The following is a 23,102-nucleotide window of genomic DNA, read 5'->3' as shown; positions in this document are numbered from 1 at the left end:
TGATGCTCCACGTCGCCCCCGGGATCGTCCGAAGGCCGATCGTCTCCTCGGTGATCCTGGAGACTAAGGCGCTGATCAACATAGAGCGGGCGAAGGTGGACGCCGTCTCCGGGGAGATCGTCGTCGACGTCGAGCCCGAGAGGTGCAGTGAGGTGAAGGCCGCCTTCGAAGCCCGGGGGGTCAGGGTCGTCCTCCTGGAGAACCCCATCATAAAGGACGACGAGGAGTGCGTCCACTGCGGCGCCTGCATATCGATCTGCCCCACCGGGACCTTCCATTTCAAGGGGACCGAGGTGGTCGCCGACGCCGGAAAGTGCGTCCAGTGCGGAACCTGCGTCACCGCCTGTCCCCAGAGGGCGCTGAGGCTGATCCTGAAGTAGATCTCAGTCCTTCGAGGCCGGGGGGTTCGAGGCTACAACCCTCGCCCTCGATTCCCCCTCTCAAAGGCAGCGGTGACCTCCAGATCCCCCCTCTTTTCCGCCCTTCTGCCGAGATGTTAAACGCTACCATTGACCTTTCACCCGACATGTTTATGATCACGCTTGCATTTATGCCGCACCATGAACCGCAGAGCTTTATCCCTTTTAGTCGGATCGATCTTGGTGGCGAGCCTGGTCGTCTCGGGGTCCGCCGCCGATGGGTCGCTCCTCGTTTATTGTGGCGCGGGAATGAGTGAGCCGATGGAGGAGATTGCGGACCTCTTCGAGGAGAGGGAGGGGGTCGAGGTCCAGTACACCTTCGGCGGGTCGGCCCAGCTCCTCTCTCAGATCGAGCTATACAAGACCGGCGACCTCTACATGCCGGGCGCCCGATCTGACATCGAGTCGGCGATAGAGAAGGGCTTCGTCGACGAGACCAGAGACGTCGTATACCACGTCCCCTGCATCGTCACCCCGAAAGGTAACCCCGCCGGGATCGATTCCCTCGAGGACCTGGCCGAGCCGGGGGTGAGGGTCGCCCTCGGCGATCCGACGGGTCCCGCCATAGGAAAGGTCTCGAAGAAGATCCTGGAGAGTCTCGGCATCTGGGATGAGGTCGAAGAGAACGTAGTCGTCTTCTCTGGAACTGTAAACGAGCTTCTCATCTACGTTTCTCTGGGGCAGGCCGACGCCGCCATAGTATGGGAAGACCTCTTCTACCCCGATGGGATGGAGAAGATCGAGATTCCCCGGGAGAAGAACGAGATCAAGGTCGTTTCGATCGGAACTCTGATCTTCTCCGAGGATGAGGAGGTCGCCGAGAGGTTCATGAACTTCGTCGTCTCGGAAGAGGGGAAGGCGGTCTTTGTTGATCACGGGTTCGTCGCCTATCCAGATCCGAAGTATGAGGGATGATACTTGTATTGAAGGGGGGAGAGGAGGCTGACCATCCTTGAACGGTTCTGGCTGAAGGCCGCCACCATCGGAACGGGCCTCTTCCTGGCGGCCTTCATATGCATAGTCCTCCTCATGGTGCTGACCCGCTCGCCTCCCGAGACCCTCCTCGCATCTCTCAGCTCCAAGGAGATCCGGTTCGCCATCGGCCTCAGCCTCAAGACGTCGGTCGCCTCGACGATCCTCTGCCTCTTGGTCGCGGTCCCGGCGGCGTATTCCCTTGCTCGCTACGACTTTCCGGGAAAGAACGTTGCGAACACCCTTATCGACATGCCCCTCGCCCTGCCACCGCTGGTGGCGGGGGTCGGCCTTCTCCTCTTCTTCGGGACCAGCCTTCCCGGAAGGCAGCTCGCCGATGCGGGGCTAGTCTTCGTATTTACACCCCTCGGGATCGTGATCGCCCAGTTCTTCGTCAACGTGCCCTTCATGCTGAGGGTGATGAGGTCGACCTTCGAGGGGATCAGCCCGCGCTACGAGCACGTAGCCAAGACCCTGGGGTGCACCGACGGCCAGGCCCTTTGGAGGGTGACCCTGCCGATGGCCTCAAACGGCCTGGTTGCGGGGTCTGTGATCACCTGGTCGAAGGGGATAGGCGAGTTTGGAGCCGTCCTGATGATGGCAGGAGCTACGAGGATGAGGACCGAGACCCTACCCACCTCTCTCTTTCTGAACATGTCCTGTGGAAAGCTCGACGAGGCGATCTCGGTGGCGACCATCCTGATACTGATCTCGGTGGTCTGCCTTTACGTCTTCGAACGGCGGGTTGGAGGTCTTCGCCTTTAGAAGGGGGCAAAGGATGCTGAGGATGGAAAAGGTCTCCAAGAATCTCGGCGACTTCGTCTTGAAGGACGTCTCCCTGGAGGTGGGGGACGGTGAGTATCTCGTCATAATCGGCCCCACCGGCTCTGGAAAGACGATCCTCATGGAGACGGTGGCGGGGATCTACGCCCCCGAGGAGGGGAGGATCTTCCTCGACGGACGGGATATCACAAGGGAGGCGCCTCGGAACCGAAGGGTCTGCATGGTCTATCAGGATTACATGCTCTTCCCTCACCTTTCGGTGGAGGAGAACATCGCCTTCGGCCTGAAATCGAGGAAGGTATCCGCCGGCGAGATCGAGGTGAAGGTGGCCGAGGTCTCGGAGCTTTTGGGGATATCGCACCTTCGTCCACGGCGGCCAGGGACGCTGAGCGGAGGTGAAAAGCAGAGGGTTGCGATCGCGAGAGCGATCGTCATGGAGCCCTCAGTGATGCTCCTCGACGAGCCTCTCAGCTCCCTCGACGGTCTGACGAGGGAGAGGCTTCGGCGAGAGCTGAAGAGGATTCACCAGGTCTACAGGACGACGATAATACATGTCACCCACAGCTTCGAGGAGGTCTTCTCCCTCGCCGACAGGGTGGCGGTGATGAACAGGGGAGAGATAGTTCAGGTGGGAACCCCGGAGGAGATCTTCAGAAGGCCCAAGTGCGAGATGATCGCAAACTTCGTCGGGGTCGAGAATATCTTCAGGGGCTTCGCATCAAAAAGTCGGGGGATGACGGAGATAGTGGTGGACGGCCTGAAGATAGTCGCGGCGGCAGAAGGGGGCGGTGGCGCTGAAGGAAACGATGGCGATAGAAGTGATGAGATAAACGGCTGGGAGGGCCGAGAGCTCTTCGCATCGGTCCGGCCCGAGGAGATCCTGATCTCCAAGGTTCCGCTCAAATCCAGCGCCAGAAATTCCTTCTCCGGCAGGGTCGAGGAGATCGCCAACGGCGGGATGATGGTGAAGGTCTGGGTGGACGTGGGGATACCTTTCATGACGATGCTGACCCGGCTCGGCTACGAGGAGATGGACCTGAAGGTGGGCGATCCCGTCTATCTGACCTTCAAGGCCACGGCGGTTCACGTCTTTTGAGGGATCGGGGCCGAGGCCCCGCAAAGCCCGCCCGGGCGGCGCGGGGATGCGGGGGGGCGAAAAACAGGCATAGGCGGCTAAAAATATTGGATAATTTCAGGGAATTTCCTCTTCGGGCTCTTTCAAAATCAGATCGATCTGTTGCTTCAGCACAGGCACGTCGTCCTCGACGACGGACCAGATAAGATCAATATCCACCTCGAAGTAGCGGTGGACCAAAATGTGGCGCATCCCCACGATCTGCTGCCATGGCATCTCGTCGTGCTCGTCTTTGAGTTCCTCCGAGATGGCACGAGCAGCCTCTCCGATGACCTGGAGGTGATGAAGAATCCAGTTCTGGATCAGCTCATCGTCTTCAAAGGCCTCGCGCCCTTTCGAGGCGTACTTCTCGATCCGCTCTATCGCCTCGGCGATGTCCAAAAGCCGTCTCCTATCTTCCCTCATAGCGCCACGGCTTCTTTTAAAACTTGGTCTCGGATCCGCTTTCGAAGCCCTCTCTCGGTCACGACGTCCACGGGGCAGCCCAAGAGGTCCTGAAGGTCCATCAGAAGGCCGCCAAGGTCGAGGAGGCTCCGACCAGGTTCCATGTCGACAAGGAAGTCGAAGTCGCTTGATTCGTCCGCCTCGCCCCGAGCCACCGATCCGAAGATCCTGACGTTGTAAGCCCCGTGTTCGGCCGCCGCCTGGAGGATCTTGGTCCTCTTCTTCCTGAGGAGGTCGCTTTTGTCCATGACCAAACCACCTGATCTATAACTATACACCATTTCTTTTGGTATGTCCACCTTTCGGCCTAGGAAGATCGATGCCGAACAGGTCTCATGCCGGGATCGTGGGGCCATTCGCCCCCGGCGGCGCTGGGGTGCGGGGCGGCAGCTGGATGGGGTGGACGGGCGGCGAAAATTGGGGGCGGAGGGAGACTGAGCTCTGAGCTGGGGACGATAACGGTTCGATGCCGTTGATAGCTCCCCGGTACCCGGATTCGGACCCAAAGCATATTCTTAAATCTTTGAAAACAAATCCACATACGGAGGTCAAGATGCAAGTAAGGGCCATCTACGAGGACGAAGTTCTGAAACCTCTAAAAAAGCTGGACCTGCCCGATAAGGCTGAGGTCAAAATAATCATAAGGGAGAGCTTCAGCAAGCTTTTGGATGAGGTGGGGGAGGAGGAAGCAAAAGAAGACGTCGACCTCGTCCTCAAGGAGATGAGGGCTCGGAATTACTATGAATAAGGCTGTCCTCGATACCACCGTAATAGTGAAAGGGGCGTTGACCCCTTACAAATCTCTTCCAGAAGAGATCTATTCTCGCGAGCTCGGGACACACCAAAAGTGTCGCCTCCTTCTCAATATTCTGGATGAAAGCTCCGTTGAGGTTTTCATCCCCAAAGTATGTGTGATCGAAACGGCTGCCGTTTTGAAGCGGTTGGCCAATAGAGACCTGGCCGCTAAGCTTTCGAGGGGCCTAATGAGGGCCTACGATTTGGTCGGTGAACCAGACATCTTCGAATCTGCCTGGAGGGTGGCTTTGGATCGGGGAAGCACCGGGTTCGATACGTACTTCCTTGCTCTGGCCAGGATGAAGGATGCCCTCTTGTTCACAGAATGACAATGGTATGAGCCATCATGCCAGAGAGTACGGCGCCAATTCAATCTTGATAAGAGAGCTTCAAATCGATGAGCTGAAAGCCCTTTTCGAATGACGGCCGCCGGGTGGAGGTGGCACAGCTCAGAGAAGGGTAATTCTGATGCCGCGTGATCTTATTGAAGAGGGGCAGATTCATGCTCTTGAGAGATGCTGAGCTTTTGGTCCAAACGCGATCGCCTCCGGCGGCGCTGGGGTGCGGGGCGGCCGCGCCGAGGGGGGGGCGGAACCCCCGCCGGGGCGGAGATGGCGGGCGGCGAAGAACAGGCGGGATGGCTGAACGCGCCGAGGAGCGTCAAAAGTTAGATAACCCCAAACCCTAAAAATAAGCCGAAAAGAGCTTTTTGGAGGCGACAGTCGGATGGAGGCGTTGAAGCTCCTGAAAGAGCACGAGAATGAGATTAAGAGGCGGTTCGGCGTAAAACGGATCGGGATCTTCGGCTCTCATGCTCGGGGCGAGGGAAAGGAGACGAGCGACGTCGACGTCCTCGTGGAGTTCGTGGAGCCCTCCTTCGACAACTTCATGGACCTCGCCTTCTTCCTCGAAGACCTCTTCGGAAGGGATGTGGACCTCGTCACCACCAGGGGTTTGAGCCCTTACATCGCTCCCTTTGTGGAACGGGAGGTGGTCTGGGCTGGATAGAGGTGCTGGCGCCGATCGCCCCCGGCGGCGCGGGGATGCGAGGCGGCCGCTGCGAGGGGGGTGGCGCGGGACTTCCGCTGGATGGGGTGGACGGGCGGCGAAAACAGGCGAGTGGCAGCGATGGGGAGCTGCATCGTTGCAGAGTGGGCTGTGGCTAGGTCGCGCAGGATGCAGGTCTTTAAAAGGTAGCCTGCAATTCAAGGACTTTTAAATCGATGTTTCTTAACGAAGATATAAATTATATTTAATGCTCCTGCTACAATTAATCCTCCGATTGTTCCTTTTGACCAAAACAGTTCATTCAAAATATTATTTTCTTTCTGAGTAATTGGGCTATTATCCCCGGTTGTCACAGGACTTTTGTCTCCGTGTGTTTCAACTATTGGGCTATTTGGGCCAAAAGTAGTCTTGAACTCCTCTTTAGGAACAGCAACTCGGATGCCATTCCAAAAGTAGGTGTATTGATTTATGTCTAGTCTATTGTTCTGGCAGGTGAGTATTCCACAACCATCGGCTCCGCTAATACTTACACCTTTATTTTCGCAATATCCTTGAAAAAATGCAAACGGTTCTATCTCACCAAATAATTCAATAATTCTTCGTAGATCTTGATAGCCGTAAGGCCACGTTATTATGTCAACTGACTCGTTTGTTTTTATGTTGATGATGTACGGTTGGTTGATTTGAATATCGTTACCTTGACAATCTTCATAGATCATATCAGTAAGATAGTCAATAAATATGTCGCTGGATTTTGCTGAAGTAATGGTGCCCAACGCAAACGATACGATGATAATTCCTATGAGGATCGGTGGTATTTTCATGATCTAGTATAATCATACGTTCATATAAGAATATTTGCCTGCTATCGATTGGTTTGCACAAATTAGATGCATTAACTTAAGCCAGAATGTCGGGCTCATCCCGTCGGACACAGGATCGAGAGAACCTTGCACAGATCCTCATCAAGAGCCTTCAGGTCCTTCCGGATCTTCTCGGACTTCATCATATCGCAGAGGTAGTTGAGCCGGCCGATGACGTCGTCGATCCCGGACTCCGCCTCCTCCCGCCCCTGCCGGACGGTGGAGTAGTACGCCTCGGCGTGGTCGCAGCTCACCTCTATCCCGAAGAAGTCGTAGTCGAAGAGCCCCTTGTACTCGAGGATGATCGGCTTGTAGATCGACCGCATCCGGGGGATGTAGAAGTCCTCCAGCATCTTCCGGAGGAGCTTGTTCTCGAGGTATCCGATGTCGATTCTGAGGTACCCCTTCCCGTGGATGTACCGGGAGTAGAAGGCGTTGTACCGCAGGGTCGAGGTGAGGTCCGTCCTCATCTTCAGCCGGAACTCCCACTCCTCTCCGAAGTCCACGACCCCCTCCTGGCTGAGGATGTGTCTTGCGTCGATGATCAGGCCGTTGTAGAACCTGATGATCACCTGGTCAACGCCCGGCCGCTCCTCCCGGATCAGAACCTCCTCCACCCCCCAGCCGAAGACCTCCGTCGCCGCCTCCCTCGTCGAGCCCAGGCTGTTGAAGCGTCGGAGCATCTCCAAAAGGTCGCCCATCTTCGCCATCGACCTTTTGGTGGTCGGCGGCCCTGATAAAGATTTTGTCGGACCGGCATGGCCTCAGCCGCCGACGGGGTCATCAGATCGGAAGGGCGAGCCGATCTTCAATGGCATATCTTTAATATCTCCACCGCCTAGATCTCCTCGGTGCTAAATAATGATCGAGATTACCGACGCTGCCGCGGAGAAGCTTCTGGAAAGCCAGGTGGAGGGGAAGGTCGTCAAGCTCTTCAAGACTAGCAGCCCCGGCGAGGTCCCTCGGTTTGCCCTGGGGCTCGGCCCCTTCGACGATAAGGACCTGGTCTTCGAGACTAACGACGTCCAGGTCTACATCAACCCCAGCGAGTTCGAGGAGCTCCGGGTCGCCGTCATCGACTACGTCGACGACTCCCGGGGTCGAGGCTTCGTCGTCATCAAGGGCCAGAACGAGGCCTGCGGCCTGATGAGCTGCGAGGAGTGCGGCCAGGACTCCTGCAACGAGTGAGGCGCTGAGGCGGCCGGACTGGAGGCCGGCCCGGGATCCTCATAGGAGGAGCATCAGCATGACCGCCGCCCCGGCCACCGTCAGCCCGATAGCCGTCCCCAAAAGCCTCAGGGCGGGCTTTACATCTTCCGTGGAGGGGTCCCGACCCCCATCGCCGACGACGTAGACCCCCGGCTTCTCGAGCCTCGTCCCCAGGGCCCCCGCCGCCGCCGCCATCGGCCAACCGGAGTTGGGGCTCGGGGTCGCCCCGTGGTCCCGGAGGGCGACCCTCACCGCCTCCCCCGCCCGGGAGGGGCTGGCCAGGGCGATGATCGGGAGGCTCAGCCTCGCCGGCCCCCAGTTGGCGATGTCGTCGAGCCTCGCCGAGGCCCAGCCCAGGTCCTTCAGCTCCTCGGTCCTGTACCCGAGCATGCTGTCCAGGGTGTTCGTCGCCTTGAAGGCGAGGGCCGCCTCCACTCCCAGGCCGAGGGGAGAGAAGAGGAGGTAGTAGAAGAGGGGGGATACGATGGCGTCGACGTAGTTCTCCGAGAGGGACTCGATCACCGCCGAGGTCGCCTGAGTCCGGGTGAGGTCCTGGGGGTTGCGGCTGACCAGGGCGGGAAGGAGCTTTTTTGCCTCATCGAAGTCCTCCTCCAAGAGCCTTCCGATCTCCCTGGAGGTCTCGAGGAGGCAGTCGATCGCGATCGTCGACTTTAGGAGGTACGCCGAGACGAGGGTCCCGAGGCTGAGGCCGAAGAGGCGGATGTGGTCTGCGGCTCCCATCAGAAGGTGCCCCGCTGCCGCCGACGAGATGATGACGATGAGGGCGATGGCGACCCCCCACCACCTCGTCGGCCGGGCCCAACGCCTCAGGCCTCCGATCATCCTCCCCATCAGGACCACGGGATGGACCCTTGCCGGCGGCTCTCCCAGGATCAGGTCGATGCCGACCGCCAGGAGGAGGACGGCGAGGGCCTCGGGGATCGGAGGGGGGAAGGAGAAGATATGGGGGATCATCTCCGCCTCGCCCCCCGTCTCGACTTCGAGGGAATCTCCGCCTCCGGGGGGGTCATAGCCTCTTCTCCAGATCTCTCCATATATCTTCCAGGGCTTCGCCCCGGATCAGCCCCTTCATCACCATCGCCGCCACCTCGGGGTCGTGGAGGAGGTGGCAGTCTCCGCAGGACCACTCGCCGTCGGCTAACCCTCCACCCGTTCTGCCGTCGCCGCAGGGGTAGAAGGGGCAGAAGCAGAAGGTGCAGTCCTGGCCGGGATAGTGGCAGGGGTAGCGATCACAGCTCACCCTCTCCATCCCAGCACCTTCTCCAGGGCTCCGATCAGCCTCGCGTTCTCCTCCCTCCTCCTCACCGCCACCCGGACGTAATCCTCCCCGAGGCCGAAGGAGCTGCAGTCCCGGATGAGGACCCCCTCCTCCTCTTCCATCCGCTCAACGAGCTCCGGGGATCGCAGGCCTGCGGCTGCCACTCCCACCAGGATGAAGTTGACGGAGCTCTCGATCGGGTCGAGGCCGAGCCGCTTCAGCTCCCCCGAGAGCCAGCCCAGCTCCTCTCTTATCACCCGCCTGCTCTCGACGAGGTGCTCCTCCTGGGCTAGGAGGTAGGTCCCGGCCGCCGAGGCGAGGGAGCTGATGCTCCAGGGGAGGCGGGTTTTGTTCATCACCTCTGCCAGGCGATCTCCGGCGACCCCGAAGCCGAGCCTTATCCCCGGAACCCGAAGGACTTGGTGAGGGACCTGGCGACGAAGAGGTGCTCCATCTCCGGTGCCATCGCCGCCACGGTCTGGTCGGGGTCCGAGAGCTCGATGAACGCCTCGTCAACGAAGAGGAAGGTCTCAGCCCTCTCGCACCTCTCCGCCAGCTCTGCGATCTCGGACCTGGGGAGGAGGATCCCCGTGGGGTTGTTGGGGTTGCAGATGAAGGCCGCCTTCGCTCCCCCGAGGAGGGCGTCGTCCAGAAAATCCTTCGGACTTTTAGCCTCCCGGACCCCCCGGGGGACGTGGACGATCTCGGCCCCGAAGAGGCGGGACTGGGCCTCATACTCCCCGAAGGTGGGGGTCGTTATCAAGACCCTATCCCCCTCCTCGATCAGCGCCTCGGCGAAGAGCCTCATCAGCTCCGAGGAGCCGTTTCCAGGAACGACGTTCTCCGGGCCGACCCCCACAAACCTCGCAGAAGCCGCCCTGAACTCGAGGTAATCGTTCTCGGGATAATGGCCTATCCACTCCATCTCCTTCAGGATCAGGTCGTCGAGGGGCGGGTGGCCGAGGGGATTTATGTTGGCGCTGTAGTCCAGGAGCTCCTCCTGGCCGAGGTCTCTTCCGGAGGCCTTAGCCCGGATCCTCCCGCCGTGGTGGCAGGCCTCGGCCTCCGCGAAGCTTTCTCTGATCTTCATCATAAACCGCCCTCCTCTCCAGCCTCTCACCATTTCAACCTGGCGGATTGAGTTCAATCTAAATGGATTTTTATCAATTTAATTGGATATCCTCCCATCAAAACATAATCGGTAATTTTTAGCATTAAATCACCGTCACGATTTCACAAACTTAAATGTATATGTGTTCTAATCAATAAACTAAACAATAATATTCTCATTATACTAGTTGCCAATCCGAAAGGGTTTTATCTTCTACATGCGACTACCGAGCAAACCAGAGTACAGAAGGAGGTCAAGCATGGATAAGATGGAAGGCAGTTTTGCCGTTGAGGACATGCAGAATGTCCAGATTAACATCGGCGCGGTAGTCAAGGAGGTGGAGGAGTGGGACCAGCCCATGGGACCGTTCCCGTACCCGAGCATCGCCACGCTGAGGAACTGGGACTTCAAGATTATGAACAGGTACAAGGTCTTCTACTCGCCGATCTGCGATAGGTGCACCCTCTGTACCTACGGCCCCTGCGACCTGACCGGAAACAAGAGGGGCGCCTGCGGCATCGACCAGGCGGCCCAGCAGGGGAGGATCGTCCTCATCGCGGTCCTCATGGGCTGCACCGCCCACGCCGCCCACGGCCGACACCTCTACCACTGGTGCCTGGACAAGTTCGGAGACCTCCCCTTCAAGATGGGGGACGAGATCCTGGTGGACGCCCCCCTGACCAGAACCATCGCCGGGATCAAGCCCAAGACCCTGAAGGACTTCGGGCCGGTCCTCAGCTACGTCGAAGAGCAGGTATCCCAGCTCCTCGCCTGCACCCACACCGGCCAGGAAGGAAACTACGTAGACTTCGAGTCGAAGGCCCTCCACGCCGGGATGCTCGACTCCCTCGGCAAAGAGGTCTCTGACCTGATCCAGATCGTCGCCTACGATATGCCCCGGGGTGACGAGGACGCTCCCCTGGTGGAGTGCGGGATGGGAACCCTCGACAAGAATAAGGCGATCCTGATCACCTACGGCCACAACCTGGCGGGCTCCGCCGAGGCGATGTTCTACGCCGAGGACAACAAGCTCTGGGACAAGGTGGACATAGGCGGCGTCTGCTGCACGGCCATCGACAACACCAGGATCTGCGAGGGTATCGGCCACCCCGACAAGGAGTTCAACGACAAGTACAGGATGGTGGGGACTAAGGCGAAGATCGCCGGCGCCATCGGCTGGTGGAGGAAGATGGTCCGGGGCGACTGCATGGACTGCATCATGGTCGACGAGCAGTGCGTCTGGACCGACGCCATCGTCGATGCCGAGAAGTACAAGATCCCCCTGATCGCCACCAACGAGAAGATCATGCTCGGCCTCCCCGACAGGACGAACGATCCCGTCGACGAGATCGTCGACGACCTGGTGAACTTCAGGATGCCCGGCGTCGTCGTCCTCGACCCGGTCAAGGCCGGAGAGGTGGGGATCAAGACGGCGATCGCCGTCAAGCCCAAGAGGGCCGAGATCCGCGAAGCCGATCCTTTCATCTCGGAAGAGGAGTTCAAGAAGTACGCCGAGTCCTGTACCTACTGCCACTCCTGCCAGTTCGTCTGTCCCCCCCACATCAAGATCGGGGACGTCGTCCGGGCCGCGGCTGAGGGGAACCTGGAGCCCCTGAGCTCCACCTACGAGATCTGCGTCGGCTGCCGGAGGTGCGAGCAGGTATGTCCTCAGGAGATACCGATCCTCAGCCTCTACGCCTACGCCAACCGGGATTACATCCGAAACCAGAAGTTCAAGATGAGGGCCGGAAGGGGTCCCATCAAGGACACGGAGATCCGCCGGGTCGGCGCACCCCTCGTCCTCGGGACGATCCCCGGGGTCATCGCCATCATCGGCTGCGGCAACTATCCGAACGGGACGAAGGAGTGCTACGACATCGCCCGGGAGTTCGTGGACAGAGGCTTCATCGTGGCGGCCACCGGCTGCATGGCGATGGACATGTCCCTCTACACCGACGCGGAAGGGAAGACGATCTGGGAGCAGTTCCCCGGCGGCTTCGATGGCAGAAACATCTGCAACGTCGGAAGCTGCGTTGCCAACGCCCACCTCCACGGCGCTGGGATTAAGGTGGCGACGATCTTCGCCGGGAGGAACGAGCGGGCTAACTACGACGACATCGCCGACTACATCCTCTCCAAGGTGGGAGCCTGCGGCGTCGCCTGGGGTGCTTATTCCCAGAAGGCGGCCTCCATCGCCACCGGGTTCAACAGGCTCGGGGTTCCGGCCGTCGTCCAGTCCCACAGCGTCATGTACAGGAGAGCGTTCCTCGGCAGGACCGACAAGAAGGAGGACTGGGAGATCATCGACGCCCGTGACGGCTCGAAGGTCTACTGCGAGCCCGCCCCGGAGCACATGCTCTACGTCGCCGAGTCCGTCGAAGAGTGCATGCTGATGATGGCCAAGCTCTGCTTCCGGCCGAGCGACAACAACTCGGGCAGGATGATCAAGCTGACCCACTACTGCGACATCAGCATGAAGTACTTCGGCTGCATGCCTCCAGACTGGCCGATCTACGTCCGCCACGCCTCGGACCTTCCCCTCAAGTGGAAGGAGGATATGCTGAAGGAGCTGGAGTCGAAGTACGGCTGGGAGATCGACTGGAAGAGGAAGGCGATAGTCAGCGGCCCGATCCGGAAGTCCGACGTCAGCTTCGACCCGACGAACATCGAGAGGAAGATCAGGGTGAAGAAGTGAGGAGGCGATAAAAATGGCAGTCGACACCACCAAGAACGCTGTACCCTTTGAGATGGCCCAGATCCCGGGGCCTGAGATGGCGAAGGCCTACAACACCGCGGTGATTGGGGCCATCATCAAGAAGGCGAAGAGGCCCCTCCTCGTGGTGGGGGCCGAGCTCTTCGAGGACCCCGTGATGTTCGATAAGGCGATCGCCATCGGGAAGACGGGCGTCCCGATTGCGGCCACCGCCCACTCCATCAAGGGCTTCGTCGAGCGGGGCTACACCGAGAACGTCACCATGATCGGCCTGCACCCCCTGACCAACTACCTCCGGTTCAAGGACTGGCAGGGGCTGGACGGGAAGGGCCAGTACGACGTGGTGATCTTCACGGGGATCTTCTACAAGTTCGCCAGCGCCATGTTCTCGACGCTGAAGAACTTCAACCGGGATATCAAGCGGGTCTCCATCGACCGGTACTACCACGTCAACGCCGACATGACCTTCGGAAACCTGGCCTTCGACCCGGAGAAGTACCACGAGGCGATAGACGAGGTTATCGCAAAGCTGGCGGCATAACCTTTATTTTTTCCTTTTTAGAAAAACGGAGTTGTAGAAATGGCAGAAGAAATCGAACTGGAAATGTCCCCCATGTACGAGGGGGAGCGGATCAGGAAAGACGAGATCTGGGTCGAGATGGGCGGTCCGAAGGCGAAGGCCTTTGAGCTCTCCGTCGCCGGTACGATGGACGAGATCCAGGACGGCAAGGTCACAGTCATCGGCCCCGACATCTCCGAGCTGGAAGTTGGCAAGACGATCGACTTCGGGATGATCTTCAAGGTGGCCGGCGAGCTCATCGAGAAGGATCTGGAGTCGATCATCGAGCGGCGTAACCACGCTCTCCTCTCTTACATCCACGGCTGGATGCACCTAAACCAGAGGGACGCGATCTGGATGAGGGCCGGCCTCGACCTGAAGAAGGCTGGAGTAACTTCCTTTGAGCAGATCTTCAAGAACGTCATGACCCTCTACAAGGCTGAGATGCCCTTCATCGAGAAGATGGAGGTGACGATCCTGACGGACCCCGCGGCGGTCGCCAAGGGTCTTGAGCAGGCTCACACCGCCTACCACGCGAGGGACGAGCGGGCGAAGGGGCTCCACGACGAGGAGGTTGACGTCTTCTACGGCTGCACTCTCTGTCAGGCCTTCGCCCCGACGAGCGCCTGCTGCGTCACTCCCGACAGGCCATCGCTCTGCGGAGCCATCACCTGGTTCGACGGCCGTGCGGCAGCGAAGGTCGACCCCGAGGGACCCCAGTTCGCGATCCCCAAGACGGGGGTCATCGACGAGATCGCCGGCGAGTACGAGTCGGTGAACGAGATGGCAGGTTCGAGATCCGGCGGCGAGTATTCGAGGATGGCGCTTTACACGTTCTTCGACGCCCCCCACACTTCCTGCGGCTGCTTCGAGACGATCGGCTTCTACATGCCGGAGGTGGACGGGATCGGCGTCGTCGACCGTGACTTCAGGAACCCGACCCCGAACGGTCTGCCGTTCTCGACGATGGCCGGCCAGGCTGGCGGCGGCAAGCAGGTAGTCGGGTTCCTGGGCATGGGGATTCTCTACTACTTCTCGCCGAAGTTCCTCCAGGCTGACGGCGGCTGGAGACGTATCGTCTGGATGCCGAAGCAGCTCAAGGAGCGGGTGAAGGACGGTATCGACCCCGAGATGTACCCGAAGATCGCGACCGAAGAGGACGCGCCAGACCTTGCTGCTCTGAAGGCCTTCCTTCTGAAGGTCGACCACCCCGTCGTCGACGGCGTCGAGCGGAAGGTCGACGGCAAGAAGGTCACCGAGGGCTGGAAGGTGGAGGACCCGTCGGAGTACGAGGAGCAGGTGATCGCCTTCATCGAGGAGACGGGCGGCGACATCGACGTCGATGCGATCAAGGCGAAGCTGAACATGAGCGAGGGCCAGTTCATGCAGGTGATCGAGTACCTGCAGAACGAGGGCATACTGGAGTAAGAATTTATAGTATCTCTGTATTTGAGGGTGTAGGAGGTTATAGGAATGGCCAAGAAACTGTCACTGAAGCTGAAGTCGAAGGAACCTGGAGCACCTGCCGCGGCGGCTCCGGCCGCAGCAGCAGCCCCGGCGGCAGGAGCTGCCCCCGCCTTTGCCATGTCGGCGGGCGGAGCGGGCGGGATCAAGCTGATCCTCAAGGACGCCAAGGTTACCATCGAGAAGGTGACGCTCGCCAAGTGAGCGTCCACCTTTTCCCTCCTATATCTTGAGGGAGAGGGATGGTCTCGATCGTCGAGGCTTCCAGCCCGACGGTCGATTCTGAGAGATGTGGGAAAAATCGAGAGGGAGAGATTGTTATGGCTGGAAAGAAGTTAGCACTCAAGCTGAAGAAGAAGGAGCCTGAAGCGGCAGCCCCCGCCGCAGCGGCGGCGGCCCCGGCGGCAGCAGCAGCCCCCGCCTTCGCAATGCCCGCGGGAGGCTCTGGCGGCATAGTCCTGGAGCTGAGGGGCGCCAACGTCTCCATCAAGGAAGTCATCATCAAGCCGAAGAGCTCAAAATAGAAGCAGAAGGCTAGTACCGTGGGGAAAGTCATAGCGATAACCGGGAAGGGCGGCACCGGCAAGACCGCGGTCACCGCGATGATCATCAGGTCTCTTCTCAAGCGTGAGAAGAAGACCACCATTCTGGCGATAGACGCCGACCCAGATGCGAACCTTGCAGACGTTCTGGGGGATGATGTGGAGATGACCGTCGGTGACATAAGAGAGGAGATCCAGGACTCAAGGATCTCGCTCCCGCCCGATATCGACAAGAAGCAGCTCTTTGCGGCCAAGATCTTCGAGGCCCTTCTGGAGAAGGACGGATACGATCTTTTGGTGATGGGCCGGTCGGAAGGGTCCGGGTGTTACTGTTATCTCAACTCCCTGCTGAAGGGGATCATGGACGAGACCATCGATGACTACGACCTGGTCATCGTCGACTCTCCGGCGGGGCTTGAGCATCTGAGCCGGAAGACCATCTCGGAGGTGGATTCTCTGATCGTGGTCACCGACGAATCGAGGAGGGGCCTCAAGACCGCTGAGACGATAAGACAGCTCGCCAAGGAGCTGGACCTGAAGTACAAAAGCCTCTATGTCATAGCGAACAAGGTTCGCGATCTGTCAAAAGATCAGATCCTGAAGGTTGCAGAGGGCCTAGGCCTCAAGGTCATCGGCATGATTCCCTACGACGAGAACGTGGCCCGGCTCGATCTGGCAGGCGACCCCCTGGTCGGCCTGCCAGACGACTCTCCTGCCGTGATGGAAGTGGAGGAGCATATAATCCGAGAGATCGGTCTATGAGGGGAGATCAACATGGGAGAGAAACTAAGCATATCCGACTTAAATAAGAAATTGGCGGAAATGGACGTGAAGTCCCTCGAGGGGATCACCATCGAGGGAGACATCGAACTGGAGATCGACGCTGGTGCTGGCGGCGTCGGACCTCTCTTCGCATACTACTTCGGCGAAGAGGTCGCAAAGGTGGCGGTCCAGCTGGTCAATATGGCCAAGGCCTTCGGCTATCCTGTAGAGAGCCTGCTTCAGCCGGTGGCGGTGGCTCAGGCGATATCGCCCGCCCCCGCTGAGCTGGCCAAGGCAGCGGCCGCAGTTCCGGCCTTCAAGATACCCGACGCTCTGAAGAGCACCAAGTTCGCGGTCGGCACCGACAAGACCTGGAAGACCCAGATCCAGGAGGTCCAGCTCGGAGCCACCAAGGCCGAGGGAGGATCCCGAGGTCACGTCATCAAGATCGGCGGCGAGAAGGCGATGCCCTTCTTCTTCGATGCCGCGATGCCGAACAGACCCGTCGTCACCATCGACGTCTTCGACATGCCCATCGGGATGGCCAAGGCCGTCAAGATGCACTACGAGGACGTCATGAACGACCCCGCCGACTGGGCGAAGAAGGCGGTCAAGGAGTTCAAGGCTGATTTGGTAACAACTCACCTGATCAGCACCGACCCCCTGGTAAAGGACACGCCGGCCAAGGAGGCGGTGAAGGTGGTAGAGGACGTCCTCCAGGCCGTCGACGTGCCGATCGTCATCGGCGGAAGCGGCAACCCCGAGAAGGACGTGGAGGTCCTATCCAAGGCGAGCGAGGTGGCCCAGGGCGAGCGCGCCCTCATCGCCAGCGCCAGCCTGAACCTGGACTGGGAGGCGATCGGAAAGGCCTGCGTCGCCAACAACAACGTCTGCCTCGCCTGGACCCAGCTCGAGATCAACTCCCAGAAGGAACTGAACAGGAAGCTGATGAAGGTCGCAGGCGTCCCCAGGGATTCCATCGTCATGGACCCGACGACCGCGGCCCTCGCCTACGGCATGGACTTCGCCTACACCAACATGGAGAGGATCAGGCTCGGCGGCCTGAAGGGCGACGAGGAGCTGAACTTCCCGATGTCCTCCGGTACCACCAACGCCTGGGGCGTCCGAGAGGCCTGGATGGTCAACTCCCCCAACAAGAACGACTCTCCGTGGGGCGACAGGATGCTGAGGGGTCCCATCTGGGAGATCCTCACCGGGTTCTCCCTGGCCATGGCCGGGGTGGACATCTTCATGATGATGAACCCGATCGCTGTAGCCTACCTGCAGGAGATCACCCAGTCTCTGATGGGCCTCGTCAAGGCGGAGACTCCTGACACCACCAAGTGGATCTCAATGGAGGTGTGATAGCCTTGAAGGAAAGTAGCCCGCTCAACCTTTACAAGTTCCTGCCTCAGACCAACTGCGGCGAGTGCGGTGAGCAGACCTGCATGGCCTTTGCAGCAGGAATCATCTCGAGGACCAGGAAGATCGAGGAGTGCAAGCCCCTCGTAGACGAGAAGAACCAGAAGAAGTACGGCAAGAAGCTCGACCAGCTGAAGGCCGTCATCGCCCCCGAGGTCGCCCTGGTATACGTCGGAGTTGGCGACCAGCAGCTGAAGGTCGGAGGCGAGGACGTGATGTACCGCCACCAGATGACCTTCTTCAACAAGCCTCCATTTGCCTACGACGTCACCGACGGCATGAATGAGGCGGACCTCGTCGAGAGGGTCAAGCTGATCGACGGCTGGAAGAAGTTCTACATCGGCAAATGGGAGAGCGTCGAGATGGTGGCGGTCAGGTCCGTTACCGGCGACCCCGCCAAGTTTGCAGCCTGCGTCAAGAAGGTGATGGAGAACACCAAGAAGCCGATGATCCTCTGCTCCTTCGACCCGAAGGTCCTGAAGGCCGGTCTCGAGGTCTCTGCAGCCACCAGGCCCCTGATCTACGCCGCCACCAAGGAGAACTGGAAGGAGGTGGCCCAGCTCGCCTTCGACTACAAGGTCCCGGTCACCCTCTCCGTCCCCTTCGACCTCGACGGCCTCAAGGGGATGGCCCAGACCTTCGCCGAGATGGGCCTCAAGGACCTAGTCCTCGACCCCGGCACCGCCCCCAACGGCGAGAAGCTCCAGGAGTCCCTCCAGAACTTCATCAAGCTCCGGAGGGCTTCGGTCGAGGAGGGGCAGAAGGACTTCAACTACCCCGTGATGGCCCTGCCGATCAACGCCTGGATGACCACCAAGGACCCGGTTCGGGGCGCCTACTGGGAGTCTGTCCTCGCCGCCACCTTCGTCATCCGCGGCGCCGACATCATGATCAGGCACTCCATCGAGCCCCACAGCGTCATGCCCGACATGCACCTGAGGTTCAACATCTACACCGACCCCAGGACCCCCGTCCAGGTGAAGCCTGGCCTCTACAAGGTGGGCAACCCCACGGAGAGCTCCCCGGTCTTCCTCACCACCAACTTCGCCCTGACCTACTATACGGTCGAGTCGGACCTCGGATCCAACAACATCGACTCGTACCTCCTGGCGGTGAACACCGACGGCATCGGCGTCCAGGCCTCCGTCGCTGGCGGCCAGCTGACCCCAGCCAAGATCAAGGACGCCTTCGCCGAGGCGGGGATGGACTTCGAGAAGACGACCCACAAGGCCTTCATCCTCCCCGGGATGGCCGCCAAGTTCAGCGGCGAGCTGGACGACCTCTACGCCTACAAGGTCAAGGCCATGGTCGGCCCCGAGGACTCCGGAAGGATCCCCGGCTGGATGGAAAAGCAGTGGCCACCAAAGAAGTGAAGCCGCAAAAAAACGGCGTTGAAGGGTCTCCCCGGGGGGTCAGGCCCTTCTCCTACTTTTTTTCTTCATACCTCCGATCGGATCATCCAGCTTTTCCTTCTTAATCGGATATACGACCCAGCAAGATCGGATTCTCCGATCTCTTTGGCCAATACCGTCGCTCAATCCATCTCCTCGGGCTCTCCGGGGGCGAGGAGGAGGTCTTTGAAGATGAGGATCTCGATCACCTGGGATACGTACCTCCTCTGCTGGTACCGCTGGATGTCCTCGTTCATCCTCAATTCACTCTCGATCTGGACCCGGATCAGGGCCATCCGGAGGTCTCGCCTCTCTTCGTCGTTCAGCTTTAGGGAGCAGATCTCCTTCAGCCTCCGGGGGAGGCTCAGGGGGTCCTTCAGGACCCTCGCCAGGAGGAGGATGTAACCTCTCGCAGCCTCCATCTTCGCCTCCCCCGTCAGGGTCTCCAGGTCTTCGACCGGGTACTTCTCGCCTTCGATCTCCACGTAATCCATATCTTCACCTCAAATCTCAGATCAGAAGCTCTCCCCGGAGGATCGCCTCGCATATGGCTAAATCCTCCGGAGAGTTGACGTTGGCCGCCACCTCCGGCCTATCGAGGATCAGGTGGTAGTCCTCCTGCTCGGCCCTGATCTCCGAGCCGAGGAGGACGTTCACCCCCGCGGGGACGATCAGCCGGCCTCGATAGTTGAAGAGGGCGTCGGGGATCGCCCCGATCCGCCGGTATATCTCCAGGGGGGCGTGGACCGAGAGGGCCGGCTCCGGGACGCCTTCGTAGACCTCCAGGATCTCGTCCAGGATCTCTCCCCGGAGGAGGGGCAGGTCCGCCATCACGATCAGGACCGGCCCCTCGATCCCCGCCCCCTCGACGGCGGAGATCATGTCGGGGACGTACCCCGCCCCCGGCGTCTCCACCACCTCGAGCCCCTCCCCCTCGGCCCAGGCCGCCGTCCCGGGGGATCGGGGGGACGTCGCCACGAAGACCCTATCGAGGGCGCTCTCCCGGAGGGCGGAGACGACCCATCCGATGAGGGGACGGCCGAGGAGGCGGACCATCGGCTTCTCCCCCATCTTCAGCCTCGTCCCGAGGCCCCCTGCCATCACCACGGCGTCCAGATCGCCCCCCCCCATCCGAGTCCCTGGGCGAGAAGGACGTTGGCGAGGACCAGGGAGACGGCCCGTGCCACCTCGTTGGTGGCGCCGAAGCCGTCGCCGGTGGCTCCTCCGAAGTTCCTCCTCGATACGGCGACCATATAAAACGCCGAGACCTGGGCCGCCAGGAGGACGGCGATCCCCAGGGGGCCGGCGAAGGCGCCACAGAGGAGGGCTGCCGCCCCGAGGCCGAGGAGGAAGTCGGCCCGGTCGGCGTTCTGGATGGCGATGGAGCCGAAGCCCTGGTGGAGGGGGGTGGAGAAGGCGGCGAAGGCGACCATCGACTGCTTCGCCGCCACCTCCGCCACCACCAGGGAGACCGGCAGGGCCGCCGCCGGGATCGCCGTCAGGGACCCGTAGACGGCGAGGATCGAAAGCGTCACGAAGAGGACGCCGCCGGTCCCGATGTGGACGTCCTTCATGGCGGCGATCTTCTTATCGACGGTGGTATGGGCGCCGACCCCGTCCCCAAAGTCGGCGAGGCCGTCGGCGTGGTTTATCCCGCAGAGCTTGAATATCGCGACGATGATCAAGGCCGCCGCGATCCCCGGCGGGACCACGGCCGTCAGGGCGAGGGCTATGGCGGCGTAGATGAGGCCGAGGGCCGCCCCCACCAGGGGGAAGAGGTAGATGTGCCTCATCAGGGCCTCGATCCCCTCCATCGATATCCCGACGGGTATCGTCGATAGAAAGCCGAAGCCGGCCTTGAGGGCGAGGAGGTGGTCCTTCAGCCGAACACCGCCCTGGTGTACATGTTCGCGGAGACCCCGCCGATCAGCCCCGCTATGACGTCGTCCATGAAGGGTCCGAGGACCCCCAGGATCCCAGGCTTCGCCTTATCGTACCGCACGTAGTCGAAGGTCCCCTTGTACCCTCCGATGTACTTGGCTATCGTCATCCCGATCACCTCATCGGCTATCAGGTACGTGAGATCCCTCTCGTAATCGGAGCTTTTCATGTTGGGGAGGCCTCCCCTCCTCCCCTCCGCCTCCAGGAGGAGCCCCGCGTAGATCAGGAGGCAGAGGTTCGGGTCGGAGAGGGCGAGGTCGAGCTCCCTCCGGAAGACCTCCTCGGCCTTCGACCTCGTCTCCACCCCCGGATGCGGCACGTAAAGCTCCAGGGCGGCGGAGACCACCTCGTCGATGGCGATCCCCGCCTCCTGGAGGACGTCTCGGATGTCCTTGCCAGCGGCCATATCGATCGGAGGGATAAGCCCCCTCGCGGGATAAAAGCGTATCTGGTGGCCGAAGATCCCGGGACGGCAGAAGTTATTTAAAGTCTCGTGTCAGAGTATCGGGAAGGGATTTTATGAAGACATTGGTCAAGATATTTGTAGATCACGAGCACCTCGGCCGGGTGATAAATACCCTCACCGAGCTTGGTATCACCGGATTTTATCTATATGAGTATAAGGGGATGGCTCCAAAAGAATGGAAAAGCTTCCTCCTGAAGGAGGACCCGGAGATGACGATCGAGGCGGTCAGACATCATGCAGAGCCCGGGGTCCTGGTCAACACCGTCATCGACGGCGACTGCGAGCCGATCGTCAAGGGGCTGGAACAAGGTTTAAAAGGGATAAGGTATACGATCATGGGGCAAAAGGTAACAGTACTGAAGGTCAGAGGAGATTGAGGATCCATGGAGAAGTTGAGACGAGAGGTGGAGTCCGTCCTCGAGGTGATCAGGAACGCCCTCAGGATGGAAGGTGGAGATATCGAGCTGGTCGACGTCGCCGAGGACGGGGTGGTCTCGGTGAAGCTGACTGGAAGCTGCGCAGGTTGCCCCTTCTCTCAGATGACCCTCAAGAACTTCGTCGAAAGAGAGCTGAAGAAGAACGTGGACGGCATAAAGGAAGTTGTGGCGGTATAGTGGCCGCACTTCTGATCGCCCCCCTTTTACGCCCGTCGCATTTATATTCCTGATTTGGTGGATCTCCTCTGAGAGGCCGGCTCTCCGCCGGTTCTGAAAATAAACGAGCAAGAGGCATAAGTCGTGTTTCCGAGCAAGAAGGTACAAACGTTGATCGGGTCCAGGATCAAGGTGGAGATGAAAGGGTCGCAGCGGAACGTTCTGGAGGGAACCCTCAACAGCGTCGACGACTACCTGAACCTCCATCTCCAGGAGACGGTGGAGATAGTAGATGGTGAGAGGGCACGATCCCTGGGTTCAGTTATACTCCGGGGGAACAACATAATCCTCATAAGTCCGGTGGAGTGACAGTTCGGGTGTACCGATGTATGAGGAAGCGCTGGAGTACATAAAGGCGTGTGAGGACGGTGTCCTGCAGAGCGACCTGTGGAAGTGTCTGGATATAGATTCCCGGAAATGTTCTCGGATAGTCACAAAGCTCTTGAAGGATGACCTCATCACCCGGGAGCCCGAGTCGGTGGATGGGGTCAGAACTTACCGGCTCCGGTACGTCCGGGTCCTCAACTCCTCCGGCCGCTTCAGGCAGCTCCTGGTGGGGGGCGCCTTCGAGCCGTGTGCCGGCTGCATAAACGAATGCGTCCCCGAGCACTGTCCTGAGCTGAGCGAGTGGATCTTCGCCGTAGTCCTGGCGGAGGGCGCCGACCTCGGCCTCGACAAGCCGGCCAAGAAGGTCAGCGCAGCCCACCTCCAGCCGTAAGGGCCGCTACCGTTCTCTTCAAATCTTCCGGGGAAGGCCTGCCTGACCCCTCCGCCGCTGCGGGGCTCAGGCCGCCCGGATAAAAAAGGTCTTATATATTCTCTTGGGGGGCGGGCATTGAACGCGGACCATCAGGAGCTTATCTGGATCTGACCTTCACCGAAGCCCTTCTTCACCAAGATCTTCTTTATACGCCCGGTATGATTGCCTTGCAGCTCTATGACGCCGTAGCCCTTGACGGTCCCACCGCAGGCAAGCTCCGATTTGAGATGTGTAGCTAGTTCGCTGAGATCTATCTCGTGAGGATCTATCCCCTGGATCACTGTAACCTCTTTACCATATCTTCGCCGGTTGATCTTCACCGTGATCCTCTGCTGCTCCTTGGCCACCTCTTGGCATATGCAAAGGTCTTTGGGAAGGCCGCATACTGGGCACATCTCGGAACTCATCTTC

The 23,102-nt window shown here is 59.9% G+C and carries 31 protein-coding genes and 1 pseudogene; 20 read left to right on the top strand and 12 right to left on the bottom strand.

Annotation, left to right across the window (positions count from 1 at the left end; all coding sequences use genetic code 11):
- Positions 1-2 precede the first annotated feature (2 nt).
- The 4 genes from MHAR_RS11915 (at position 3) to wtpC (ending at position 3,270) form a co-directional block, all read left to right on the top strand.
- Complete coding sequence (locus MHAR_RS11915) at positions 3-380, top strand: 4Fe-4S binding protein (RefSeq protein ID WP_228369660.1); 378 nt, start codon at positions 3-5, stop codon at positions 378-380.
- Between the two features lie 180 nt (positions 381-560).
- A complete protein-coding gene (gene modA / locus MHAR_RS11910; protein WP_014587870.1) occupies positions 561-1,334 on the top strand; it encodes a molybdate ABC transporter substrate-binding protein in 774 nt (257 codons plus the stop codon).
- A gap of 114 nt (positions 1,335-1,448) precedes the next feature.
- Positions 1,449-2,156 carry an ABC transporter permease gene (locus MHAR_RS11905; protein WP_014587869.1) on the top strand — a complete coding sequence of 236 codons (708 nt, stop codon included), beginning with the start codon at positions 1,449-1,451 and terminating at the stop codon, positions 2,154-2,156.
- A gap of 13 nt (positions 2,157-2,169) precedes the next feature.
- Positions 2,170-3,270 carry a tungstate ABC transporter ATP-binding protein WtpC gene (gene wtpC / locus MHAR_RS11900; protein ID WP_014587868.1) on the top strand — a complete coding sequence of 367 codons (1,101 nt, stop codon included), beginning with the start codon at positions 2,170-2,172 and terminating at the stop codon, positions 3,268-3,270.
- 96 nt (positions 3,271-3,366) lie between these two features.
- Here wtpC and MHAR_RS11895 read toward each other — a convergent pair whose 3' ends face one another.
- Both MHAR_RS11895 and MHAR_RS11890 read right to left on the bottom strand, forming a co-directional pair.
- Positions 3,367-3,714: a HepT-like ribonuclease domain-containing protein gene (locus MHAR_RS11895; protein WP_014587867.1), complete on the bottom strand. Its 348-nt coding sequence runs from the start codon at positions 3,712-3,714 to the stop codon at positions 3,367-3,369.
- Positions 3,711-4,001, bottom strand: a complete 291-nt coding sequence (locus MHAR_RS11890; protein ID WP_014587866.1) for a nucleotidyltransferase family protein — start codon at positions 3,999-4,001, stop codon at positions 3,711-3,713. The genes MHAR_RS11895 and MHAR_RS11890 overlap by 4 nt, the downstream gene beginning before the upstream one ends.
- Before the next feature lie 305 nt (positions 4,002-4,306).
- Between MHAR_RS11890 and MHAR_RS11885 the strand changes: the two genes are divergently transcribed.
- The 3 genes from MHAR_RS11885 to MHAR_RS11875 all read left to right on the top strand — a co-directional run bounded on the left by MHAR_RS11885 (position 4,307) and on the right by MHAR_RS11875 (position 5,556).
- On the top strand, positions 4,307-4,501 hold the full coding sequence (locus MHAR_RS11885) for an antitoxin family protein (RefSeq protein WP_014587865.1): 195 nt from the start codon (positions 4,307-4,309) through the stop codon (positions 4,499-4,501).
- Entirely contained in the window at positions 4,494-4,877 is a 384-nt protein-coding gene (locus MHAR_RS11880) for a PIN domain-containing protein (RefSeq protein ID WP_014587864.1), read from the top strand. Before MHAR_RS11885 ends, MHAR_RS11880 begins: the two co-directional genes overlap by 8 nt.
- Positions 4,878-5,274: 397 nt before the next feature.
- On the top strand, positions 5,275-5,556 hold the full coding sequence (locus MHAR_RS11875; RefSeq protein ID WP_014587863.1) for a nucleotidyltransferase family protein: 282 nt from the start codon (positions 5,275-5,277) through the stop codon (positions 5,554-5,556).
- 197 nt (positions 5,557-5,753) lie between these two features.
- Here the strand turns inward: MHAR_RS11875 and MHAR_RS13515 are convergent, their stop codons facing one another.
- On the bottom strand, positions 5,754-6,380 hold the full coding sequence (locus MHAR_RS13515; RefSeq protein WP_014587862.1) for a hypothetical protein: 627 nt from the start codon (positions 6,378-6,380) through the stop codon (positions 5,754-5,756).
- A 95-nt stretch (positions 6,381-6,475) separates the two neighbouring features.
- Positions 6,476-7,129 (bottom strand): hypothetical protein, encoded by a 654-nt coding sequence (locus tag MHAR_RS11870; RefSeq protein ID WP_048144690.1) that lies wholly within the window; start codon positions 7,127-7,129, stop codon positions 6,476-6,478.
- 151 nt (positions 7,130-7,280) lie between these two features.
- On the opposite strand from MHAR_RS11870, the gene MHAR_RS11865 reads away from it, so the two are divergent.
- A complete protein-coding gene (locus MHAR_RS11865; RefSeq protein WP_014587860.1) occupies positions 7,281-7,607 on the top strand; it encodes a HesB/YadR/YfhF-family protein in 327 nt (108 codons plus the stop codon).
- Positions 7,608-7,646: 39 nt separating this feature from the next.
- Here MHAR_RS11865 and MHAR_RS11860 read toward each other — a convergent pair whose 3' ends face one another.
- From MHAR_RS11860 to MHAR_RS13995, 3 genes and pseudogenes are all read right to left on the bottom strand, one after another.
- Positions 7,647-8,603, bottom strand: a complete 957-nt coding sequence (locus MHAR_RS11860; RefSeq protein WP_014587859.1) for a cobalamin biosynthesis protein — start codon at positions 8,601-8,603, stop codon at positions 7,647-7,649.
- A gap of 52 nt (positions 8,604-8,655) precedes the next feature.
- Complete coding sequence (locus tag MHAR_RS12675; protein ID WP_014587858.1) at positions 8,656-8,898, bottom strand: cysteine-rich small domain-containing protein; 243 nt, start codon at positions 8,896-8,898, stop codon at positions 8,656-8,658.
- Positions 8,886-9,832: pseudogene (locus tag MHAR_RS13995) on the bottom strand (pyridoxal phosphate-dependent aminotransferase). The gene MHAR_RS12675 and the pseudogene MHAR_RS13995 overlap by 13 nt, the downstream one beginning before the upstream one ends.
- 445 nt (positions 9,833-10,277) lie before the next feature.
- On the opposite strand from MHAR_RS13995, the gene cdhA reads away from it, so the two are divergent.
- From cdhA to acsC, 8 genes are all read left to right on the top strand, one after another.
- Entirely contained in the window at positions 10,278-12,713 is a 2,436-nt protein-coding gene (gene cdhA / locus MHAR_RS11850; protein WP_014587855.1) for a CO dehydrogenase/acetyl-CoA synthase complex subunit alpha, read from the top strand.
- A gap of 13 nt (positions 12,714-12,726) precedes the next feature.
- A complete protein-coding gene (gene cdhB / locus MHAR_RS11845; protein ID WP_014587854.1) occupies positions 12,727-13,272 on the top strand; it encodes a CO dehydrogenase/acetyl-CoA synthase complex subunit epsilon in 546 nt (181 codons plus the stop codon).
- Positions 13,273-13,311: 39 nt separating this feature from the next.
- The gene (gene cdhC / locus MHAR_RS11840) at positions 13,312-14,718 is read left to right on the top strand and encodes a CO dehydrogenase/CO-methylating acetyl-CoA synthase complex subunit beta (RefSeq protein WP_048144689.1); all 1,407 of its coding nucleotides are present in this window, start codon (positions 13,312-13,314) and stop codon (positions 14,716-14,718) included.
- A 45-nt stretch (positions 14,719-14,763) separates the two neighbouring features.
- Entirely contained in the window at positions 14,764-14,958 is a 195-nt protein-coding gene (locus tag MHAR_RS13820) for a hypothetical protein (protein WP_048144340.1), read from the top strand.
- Positions 14,959-15,074: 116 nt separating this feature from the next.
- A complete protein-coding gene (locus MHAR_RS11830; RefSeq protein ID WP_143763418.1) occupies positions 15,075-15,278 on the top strand; it encodes a hypothetical protein in 204 nt (67 codons plus the stop codon).
- An 18-nt stretch (positions 15,279-15,296) separates the two neighbouring features.
- Entirely contained in the window at positions 15,297-16,058 is a 762-nt protein-coding gene (locus MHAR_RS11825) for an ATP-binding protein (RefSeq protein ID WP_014587851.1), read from the top strand.
- Positions 16,059-16,070: 12 nt separating this feature from the next.
- Positions 16,071-17,423, top strand: a complete 1,353-nt coding sequence (gene cdhD, locus MHAR_RS11820; RefSeq protein ID WP_014587850.1) for a CO dehydrogenase/acetyl-CoA synthase subunit delta — start codon at positions 16,071-16,073, stop codon at positions 17,421-17,423.
- A gap of 5 nt (positions 17,424-17,428) precedes the next feature.
- Positions 17,429-18,853: an acetyl-CoA decarbonylase/synthase complex subunit gamma gene (gene acsC, locus MHAR_RS11815; protein ID WP_014587849.1), complete on the top strand. Its 1,425-nt coding sequence runs from the start codon at positions 17,429-17,431 to the stop codon at positions 18,851-18,853.
- Between the two features lie 161 nt (positions 18,854-19,014).
- Here acsC and MHAR_RS11810 read toward each other — a convergent pair whose 3' ends face one another.
- The 4 genes from MHAR_RS11810 to cobZ are packed head-to-tail and all read right to left on the bottom strand — an operon-like array spanning position 19,015 to position 21,218.
- Positions 19,015-19,365: a hypothetical protein gene (locus MHAR_RS11810; protein ID WP_014587848.1), complete on the bottom strand. Its 351-nt coding sequence runs from the start codon at positions 19,363-19,365 to the stop codon at positions 19,015-19,017.
- 16 nt (positions 19,366-19,381) lie between these two features.
- A complete protein-coding gene (locus MHAR_RS11805) occupies positions 19,382-20,002 on the bottom strand; it encodes an NTP transferase domain-containing protein (protein WP_228369568.1) in 621 nt (206 codons plus the stop codon).
- On the bottom strand, positions 19,972-20,754 hold the full coding sequence (cobS, locus tag MHAR_RS11800; protein ID WP_048144688.1) for an adenosylcobinamide-GDP ribazoletransferase: 783 nt from the start codon (positions 20,752-20,754) through the stop codon (positions 19,972-19,974). The genes MHAR_RS11805 and cobS overlap by 31 nt, the downstream gene beginning before the upstream one ends.
- Positions 20,751-21,218 (bottom strand): alpha-ribazole phosphatase CobZ, encoded by a 468-nt coding sequence (gene cobZ / locus MHAR_RS11795; RefSeq protein WP_014587845.1) that lies wholly within the window; start codon positions 21,216-21,218, stop codon positions 20,751-20,753. Before cobZ ends, cobS begins: the two co-directional genes overlap by 4 nt.
- Positions 21,219-21,331: 113 nt before the next feature.
- On the opposite strand from cobZ, the gene MHAR_RS11790 reads away from it, so the two are divergent.
- The 4 genes from MHAR_RS11790 to MHAR_RS11775 all read left to right on the top strand — a co-directional run bounded on the left by MHAR_RS11790 (position 21,332) and on the right by MHAR_RS11775 (position 22,649).
- Positions 21,332-21,655, top strand: a complete 324-nt coding sequence (locus MHAR_RS11790; protein WP_014587844.1) for an MJ1244 family protein — start codon at positions 21,332-21,334, stop codon at positions 21,653-21,655.
- 6 nt (positions 21,656-21,661) lie between these two features.
- Positions 21,662-21,892: a NifU family protein gene (locus tag MHAR_RS11785; protein WP_014587843.1), complete on the top strand. Its 231-nt coding sequence runs from the start codon at positions 21,662-21,664 to the stop codon at positions 21,890-21,892.
- A gap of 123 nt (positions 21,893-22,015) precedes the next feature.
- Positions 22,016-22,240 (top strand): LSM domain-containing protein, encoded by a 225-nt coding sequence (locus MHAR_RS11780; protein ID WP_048144687.1) that lies wholly within the window; start codon positions 22,016-22,018, stop codon positions 22,238-22,240.
- 16 nt (positions 22,241-22,256) lie between these two features.
- Positions 22,257-22,649 (top strand): helix-turn-helix transcriptional regulator, encoded by a 393-nt coding sequence (locus tag MHAR_RS11775; protein WP_048144686.1) that lies wholly within the window; start codon positions 22,257-22,259, stop codon positions 22,647-22,649.
- 131 nt (positions 22,650-22,780) lie between these two features.
- Here MHAR_RS11775 and yciH read toward each other — a convergent pair whose 3' ends face one another.
- A complete protein-coding gene (gene yciH, locus MHAR_RS11770) occupies positions 22,781-23,098 on the bottom strand; it encodes a stress response translation initiation inhibitor YciH (protein ID WP_048144685.1) in 318 nt (105 codons plus the stop codon).
- Positions 23,099-23,102 lie beyond the last annotated feature (4 nt).

The organism is Methanothrix harundinacea 6Ac (assembly GCF_000235565.1).
GTDB classification, from domain to species: domain Archaea; phylum Halobacteriota; class Methanosarcinia; order Methanotrichales; family Methanotrichaceae; genus Methanocrinis; species Methanocrinis harundinaceus.
Note: the sequence above shows the minus strand (reverse complement) of the source record. Positions and strands in the feature narration are given on the sequence as shown.